At 62.7% G+C, this 7,207-nt stretch carries 8 protein-coding genes; 2 read left to right on the forward strand and 6 right to left on the reverse strand.

The window, feature by feature from the left end; all coding sequences use genetic code 11:
• Positions 1 to 161: 161 nt before the first annotated feature.
• From denD to NKH12_RS29330, 4 genes are all read right to left on the reverse strand, one after another.
• A complete protein-coding gene (gene denD / locus NKH12_RS29315) occupies positions 162 to 1,133 on the reverse strand; it encodes a D-erythronate dehydrogenase (protein WP_352956319.1) in 972 nt (323 codons plus the stop codon).
• Between the two features lies 1 nt (position 1,134).
• Positions 1,135 to 1,341 (reverse strand): hypothetical protein, encoded by a 207-nt coding sequence (locus NKH12_RS29320; protein ID WP_029349698.1) that lies wholly within the window; start codon positions 1,339 to 1,341, stop codon positions 1,135 to 1,137.
• A gap of 63 nt (positions 1,342 to 1,404) precedes the next feature.
• Entirely contained in the window at positions 1,405 to 2,391 is a 987-nt protein-coding gene (locus tag NKH12_RS29325; protein ID WP_352956320.1) for a cation diffusion facilitator family transporter, read from the reverse strand.
• Positions 2,392 to 2,584: 193 nt separating this feature from the next.
• A complete protein-coding gene (locus NKH12_RS29330) occupies positions 2,585 to 3,271 on the reverse strand; it encodes a GNAT family N-acetyltransferase (protein ID WP_352956321.1) in 687 nt (228 codons plus the stop codon).
• Between the two features lie 83 nt (positions 3,272 to 3,354).
• On the opposite strand from NKH12_RS29330, the gene NKH12_RS29335 reads away from it, so the two are divergent.
• Positions 3,355 to 4,554, forward strand: a complete 1,200-nt coding sequence (locus NKH12_RS29335) for a pyridoxal phosphate-dependent aminotransferase (RefSeq protein ID WP_352956322.1) — start codon at positions 3,355 to 3,357, stop codon at positions 4,552 to 4,554.
• A 65-nt stretch (positions 4,555 to 4,619) separates the two neighbouring features.
• Entirely contained in the window at positions 4,620 to 5,000 is a 381-nt protein-coding gene (locus NKH12_RS29340) for a YciI family protein (protein ID WP_352956323.1), read from the forward strand.
• A gap of 111 nt (positions 5,001 to 5,111) precedes the next feature.
• Here the strand turns inward: NKH12_RS29340 and NKH12_RS29345 are convergent, their stop codons facing one another.
• Positions 5,112 to 5,867, reverse strand: a complete 756-nt coding sequence (locus NKH12_RS29345) for an SDR family oxidoreductase (RefSeq protein ID WP_352956324.1) — start codon at positions 5,865 to 5,867, stop codon at positions 5,112 to 5,114.
• Positions 5,868 to 6,146: 279 nt separating this feature from the next.
• Positions 6,147 to 6,914: a tellurite resistance TerB family protein gene (locus NKH12_RS29350; RefSeq protein ID WP_352956325.1), complete on the reverse strand. Its 768-nt coding sequence runs from the start codon at positions 6,912 to 6,914 to the stop codon at positions 6,147 to 6,149.
• Between the last annotated feature and the right edge of the window lie 293 nt (positions 6,915 to 7,207).

Below are 7,207 nucleotides of genomic sequence, written 5' to 3' on the forward strand. Positions count from 1 at the left end.
CCAAGCCGACCAAAAGACCGAGCCTCTCCCAATCAGATGGCCTTCATATATGAATAACTTTCCCCGGACAGCCCTGCGTTCACGGGGAGAAGATGCCGGCAGGCAGATGAGGGGCAGCGCCGAGGTCGGCAATTGGCGTAGTACCGGAAGGCGGCAGCTCGTTAAAACTTCCCGCCGAGTTCATCCTCAATATGGGCGCGGATGATGTCGTCGAAGCTGGTTTCGGCGGCAAAGCCAAGCTCCCTCGCCCGCCGCGCCTCGAACCGTGTCGGCCAGCCCTTGACGATCGCCCAGATCGTATCGTCGGGCTCCTCGCGGATCAGTTTCACCGCCTCGCCACCGGCAATGCGTTCCAAGGCCTCGATCTGCTCGCCGACCGTGACGGCGACACCGGGCATCGTCAGATTGCGGCGCGGCCCGACGGCGCTGCCGTCGATCCCTGCTGCGTGGATCAAAAAATTCACCGCGGAGCGCGGGCTCGCGTGAGTGTGCACGACAGAGCGCGGCACCGGCAATATTGCTTCCTGGCCGCTCAACGGCTCGCGGATGATGCCGGAGAAGAAGCCTGACGCCGCCTTGTTGGGCTTGCCGGGCCTGACGCAGATGGTCGGCAGTCTGATGCCGATGCCATCGAAGAAGCCGCGCCGCGTATAATCGGCGAGCAATGCTTCGCCCATCAGCTTCTGCGTGCCGTAGGAGGTCAATGGCGTCGGGTGGAATTCGTCGGGGATGATGTCCGGGAACGGTGCGCCGAACACGGCGATCGACGAGGTGAAGACGACGCGTGGCGCAAACCCCGCCAGCCTTATGGCATCGAACAGCGCCCTTGTGCCGTCGAGATTGACGCGATAGCCGAGATCGAAATTGGCTTCCGCCTCGCCCGACACGACGCCGGCGAGATGGAAGATCACGTCGGGGCGCGGCGCGACCAGCCGTTCCATCGCGCTCGCCGCGGCAAGATCGCCTGTATGGATGGTGACGCCGATCCCTTCCAGTGTCGGCGCCTGGGGCGGCACGATATCGTGAAGGTCGAGCGCGGCGATCTTCCGGCCGCTGAGCGTTCCGTCCTTCGCCAGCCGGGCGATGAGCTTGCGGCCGACCATGCCTGCCGCGCCGGTAATCAAAACACGCATATCAATGATCCTTTTTGCGCTGGCTGCGGCCACGCAGCCAAAACACGACGAAAATGGCCACCATGAACACAGCGGCAATAACAGCGGCAAGAATGGTCGAGACGCGGCCGACCGCCAGCATCACGGTTGGCAAATAGTAGGCGGCGATGCCGAACAGCAGCAGCACCCAGAGGGCGCCTATCGCCGCGTTGCGCGTGTCGCGATCCATCACGCGGCCCTGATGCGGCGGGAATTCATCAAGTTCGTTACCAATGCCATGGAACTCCCGGTGTCAGTGATAGTGGCCATGATGCGGAGCCGCACCGTGCGCATGGTCGTGCTCGCCATCGTGCCCATCATGGCTGTCGGCGCAATGACCGAATTCCGGTTCCACGGTGGCGTGGGCAATGCCATGCTCGGCGGCAAGCCGCTTCTTGATGGCGCTGACCGCCTTGTGGGCATCGACGCCATCGTTGAGGCAAGCATGCAAGGTCGCCATGTTGCTTGACCCGTCGAGCGACCAGACATGCATGTGATGCACCTCGCGCACGCCGTTGACCGTCGCCTCTATGTCCCTGGCAATCAGGTCGCGATCGAGGCTCGCCGGCACGCCTTCGAGCAGGACATGGGCTGCTTCGCGCATCAGCGACCAGGCCGTGGACAGGATCAGCAGCGAGACGAGGACGGACAGGATCGGATCGATAGGCGTCCAGCCCGTTGCCAGGATGACCAGCGCAGCTATGATCGCCGCCGCCGAGCCAAGCAGGTCGCCGAGCACGTGCAGGATGGCGCCGCGCATGTTCAGGCTGTCGCGGTCGCCGCCATGCAGCACGAAGAAGGAGCCGATATTGACCAGCAGACCGGCGATCGCGACGACCAGCATCGGCCCGCCGAGCACGGGCGCAGGCGTCAGCAGGCGTTCCCAAGCCTCATAGATGATCCACAGCGCAATGGCGAAGATGGCGATGCCGTTGGTATAGGCGACCAGCGTTTTGACACGGCCGAAACCATAGGTGAGGCGAACGGTGGCCGGCCTGCCGGCCAGATGAAAAGCATACCAGGCAAGGCCGAGCGCGATACAGTCGGCGAGCATGTGGCCGGCATCCGCCAGCAGCGCCAGCGATCCGGTGAAAAGACCGCCAAGCGCTTCCACGACCATGAAGCCGGCGGTCAGGCAGGCTGCGATCAGCACCCGTTTCTTGTCGGTCGAGCCGTGTACATGACCGGCGCCGTGGCTGTGGTCATGCTCTCGCGAACCGTGGTCATGGGTGTGCGCCATCTGCGAACTCCTGTTAGAGCCTGATCCATCCCGGCAGCATCGGGATGGAGGCTTTATCTTCCTGTTTGACCATGATCTCACCCGAACCGAAGGTCAGCGCAGCAAAAACCGGCCTCCACTTTTCGGGATCATGGTCCGTCTTGTTTGACCATGATCTTATCCGAAAACCGGCCTCCACTTTTCGGGATCATGATCAGGCGCCGAACTCGGCGCGGAAATCTTCGAGCCGTCGCTTCTGCCGGCCTTCGCCATCGAAATTGGCCGGATCGAGCCATGCCTCATAGGCGCTGCGCAGGGCCGGCCACTCCTTATCGATGATCGCGTACCACGCGGTATCGCGGTTTTCGCCCTTGACCACAAGATGCTGGCGGAAAACGCCCTCGAACTTGAAACCGAAACGCTCCGCCGCGCGCTTCGACGGCTCGTTGCGGTTGTTGCATTTCCATTCGTAGCGGCGATAGCCAAGCTCGTCGAAGATATATTTCATAAACAGAAACTGCGCTTCCGTCGCCGCCGGCTTGCGCGAGATCAGCGGACCCCAATAGATGTTGCCGATCTCGATCACGCCATGGGCCGGATCGATGCGCATCAGCGTCTGGCGTCCGGCGACCTTGCCGCTGGCCTTGTCGATGACGGTAAAGAACAGCGGGTCTTGGCTGGCTTCGGCCTTGTCCAGCCATGGCTGGAAAGCGGCGCGGGTCTGTGGTGGATAGTCGAACAGCCAGGCGAAGCGGCCATCTGCGTCAGGCGCCGAGGATGCTTCAAACAACCCGTCGCCGTGTTTTTCGGCGTTGAGCGGCTCCAGCCTGACAGTGCGCCCCTCCAGGACTTTGCGTTCGGGCCGCGGGCGCGGTTGCCAATTCTTGAGATTTTCCGACACCCAAAACTCCAATCCATTTGACTTTTGCGAGCGGACGCTCACAAAAACGCTCGCTCGGCGAAAGAACCACACGGACGGGAAAAATGCTCCACACGATTTCGGCCTTCGATCGTCTCGGCGAGGAAAACGCCTTTGCGGTGCTGGCTCGTGCCACCGCGCTCGCCCATCAGGGCCGCGATATCGTCAATCTCGGCATCGGCCAGCCCGACTTCAAGACGCCGCAGCACATCGTCGAGGCGGCAATCAAGGCGCTGCGCGACGGCCACCACGGCTATACGCCGGCCAACGGCCTGCTGGCGACACGCGAAGCGGTGGTGCGCCGCACGCTGACCACCACCGGCGTCGAGGTTTCGCCCGAGGCGGTGATGATCCTGCCCGGCGGCAAGCCGACCATGTTCGCCGCGATCCTGATGTTCGGCGAACCGGATGCCGAGATCCTCTATCCCGATCCCGGCTTTCCTATCTATCGCTCGATGATCGAGTTTACCGGTGCTGCTCCGGTGCCGGTGCCGATGCGCGAGGAGAACGGCTTTGCCTTCTCGGCGCAGGAGACGCTGGCGCTGATCACGCCGAAGACCAGGCTGCTCATCTTAAACTCGCCGGCCAACCCGACCGGCGGGGTCACACCCCGCGCCGAAATCGAGAAGCTGGTCAAAGGGCTGGAAGCCCACCCGGACGTCGCCATCCTCTCGGACGAAATCTACGACGTGATGACCTATGACGGCGAGACGCATTGCTCGCTGCTGAATTTCCCTGAAATCCGCGACCGGCTGATCGTGCTCAATGGCTGGTCGAAGACCTGGGCGATGACCGGCTGGCGCATGGGCTGGTCGATCTGGCCGAACGGCGACAAGGGCGCCCACCTCTACGACAAGGTGCGCAAGCTGGCGGTCAATTGCTGGTCCTGCGTCAATGCGCCGAGCCAATATGCCGGCATCGCCGCCATCGACGGTCCGCAGGACGACGTCGACAAGATGATGCGCGCCTTCGACCGCCGCAGGAAGGTCGTGGTCGAAGGGCTGAACGTCTTGCCAGGCGTTTCCTGCATCACGCCGAAGGGCGCGTTCTATGCCTTCCCCAATGTCTCCCAAACCGGCTGGAAGGCCAAGAAGCTTGCGTCTGCGCTGCTTGAGGATGCCGGCGTGGCGCTGATCGGCGGACCTGATTTCGGCATTCTCGGCGAAGGCTATATCAGGTTGTCTTACGCCAATTCCGAAGAGAACATCCTGCGCGCGCTGGAGCGGATCGAGACGTTTCTGGCAAATGAGGAGAGGCCACGTTGACCCCTGTCGGGAAAGGCTGCGGTCGAACGTCCTTGGATATTCCGACCGAAGAAAGGTGACGTCAGATGTTTTATGCCATCCTCGCCTATCACGTTGAGGAAGTGATCACGGCGCTGACGCCGGAGGAGGACGCGGCGCTGATGACTGACCTGCTTCAGATAAACGAACGGCTATACCGGGAAGGCTCCCTTGGCCCGGCGGCGCGGCTCGGGGCGACGCAAGACGCGTGTACCTTGCGCGGGCCGGGCGCCGGAATGGTCATTGACGGACCCTTCGCCGAGACCAAGGAGCAGTTGTTGGGCCTTTACGTCGTCGATTGCGCCACGCGTGATGCCGCGATCGCGATAGCGCGCGACCTTCGCCGCGTCAATCCGACCGCCGTCTACGAAATCCGCCCCATTTCGCTGTATCTTCCCGGCGTGCCGCTTTCGGCTACGCAGTCTTAGCCAAAGTTGAACGCCGCCCGGCCGGGTCCCCGCTGCTGCGCAGCGTCCCGGCGTTCGCTGGCCTTTCATCGTGCCACTGGCACGATGAATTCGCTTACGCGGACCGGCCGCTCACCCTCGCCCGACATACGGCATCTTGGTGGCCATCACGGTCATGAACAGCACATTGGCGTCGAGCGGCAGGCTGGCCATATGGACGACGGCATTGGCGACCTGCTGGACGTCCATCACCGCTTCGGCGGCGATGGAGCCATTGGCTTGCGGTACCCCGACCGTCATCGGCTGCGCCATGTCGGTCAAGGCGTTGCCGATGTCGATCTGGCCGCAGGCGATGTCATAAGGCCGGCCGTCCAGCGCCAGCGTCTTGGTCAGCCCGGTAATGGCGTGCTTGGTCGCGGTATAAGGCACTGAGCCCGGCCGCGGTGCGTAGGCCGACACCGAGCCGTTGTTGATGATGCGGCCACCCATCGGCTGTTGCCTGCGCATGGCGCCGAAGGCGGCGCGGGCGCACAGGAACGAGCCGGTGAGATTGACCCCGACGATGTCGTTCCACACCTCGACGGGGATCTCGTCGATCAACGTCGACTTGTAGCTTGTGCCGGCATTGTTGAAGAGCAGGTCGACACGACCGAAAGCCGCCACCAGCGTCTCGAAGAGATCGTCGACCTGGTCGGCCTTGCTGATGTCGCAGGCGACCGCCAGCGCCTTTGCCTGTGTCGATCCGGCGTCGGCGATCGCCTCGTCCAGCACCTGCTTGCGGCGCCCGCAGAATACCGTGTTCCAGCCGGCCTTGAGCAGCGCCGTGGCGACACTTTTACCGACGCCTGTGCCGGCGCCTGTGACGATGGCTGTTTTGTAGTCTGTCATAACTGTCCTCCTATAGCGCCGCGTGTCCGCAAGAACGCCATAGCACCTTGATTTCGAGTAATTTGATTTTGTGCATGATCGCTTCCAAAAATCGATTCCGATTTCGGGCCATGCGCTAGCCGGCTTCAACAAAAGGGCGGCCATTGGCGGCCGCCCTGATCTGAACCGGCTTGGGAGGAGGAAAGCCGATCCGACTACCTAAAATAATGCGCTTCCTGGGTAAACGAGACATTAACGCGAGAGCGGGGCCTGGATTTCCGCTCTCCGCGGCCCGGAAGCCTACCAGCGCGAACCGGCGGTTGCCTTGTCCGACGCCGGGCCCCCTGACTCCGGCACCTCTGGCGCCGGCACCTTTGCCGCCGACACCGTAGCCTCGACATGGTCGACCAGTGCGTCCGGCAGGCCGAGGCGGCCGGCGAGCAGATCGAGGTAGCCGCGTTCGGCACGCGTATCCGGATCGATGGTGAGACGCGAGGCGGTGTAGAGTTCGAGCTTCTGCGCGTCGGTTTGGGCGCCGCCGACCAGCGTATCCAGGTCGAGCGGCGTTTCCAGCTCCGACATCAGGAATTTCTCCGCGTCGGAGCCGATGCCCGCGAGGCTGAGCTTGCCGGCGATCTTTTGCCGTTCTTCGTCGTCGATATGGCCGTCGGCCTTCGCCGCCGAAATCATTGCCCGCACCAGCGTCAGCGTGAATTCGTCCTCGCCTTGCGGCGCTTGCGAGGGATGGAAGCTGGTGTCGGCGGGCGGCGGCAACAATTCCGGCGAGCCGGCTGCGGCCGTCTCCGCAGGCGCCTTGCCGTTCTTGTAGTTCTGGTAGGCCTTGTAGGCCAGGCCGCCGATCATGGCCAGGCCGCCGAGCTTCACCGCAGTGCCGGTGACCTGACGGCCAGCGCCGGTTCCCAGCAGCACCGCGGCCAGCGCGCCGGCCGCCAGCGGATTGTCCTTGGCTATCTGCACCGCCTGACCCCCTTTGTCGCGGACGGTCGACCCCGTTCCGGGAATTTGCGAGCCGAGCAGATCGTCGAGGAGCTTCTTGGGATCGAACATCAATGCCTCCAGAATTGGCCCGGCCGAACGTGGACGGGCAGGTTTTCGGACGTTGAAGAGGTAGGCCCCGCATATTGACATTACAATGACGGATGAGCGCTTTGCCAATGATGGCGAAAACAGGATGACGTCAGGATCTGCCGTGTCGGCCCGAAAATCGGAATCGATTTTCGGAAAGCACGATTGGTAGATTCAAAGTGTTAGTGTCCGATCCAAAAAGGAGTGAGTGATTTCAGCAGGTTGTGATTCTGTCGGATTGCTGAGATTCGACGGAGATCACGATGCCTTGGACC

Source organism: Mesorhizobium sp. M1322 (genome assembly GCF_040318085.1).
Taxonomy (GTDB): Bacteria; Pseudomonadota; Alphaproteobacteria; order Rhizobiales; family Rhizobiaceae; genus Mesorhizobium.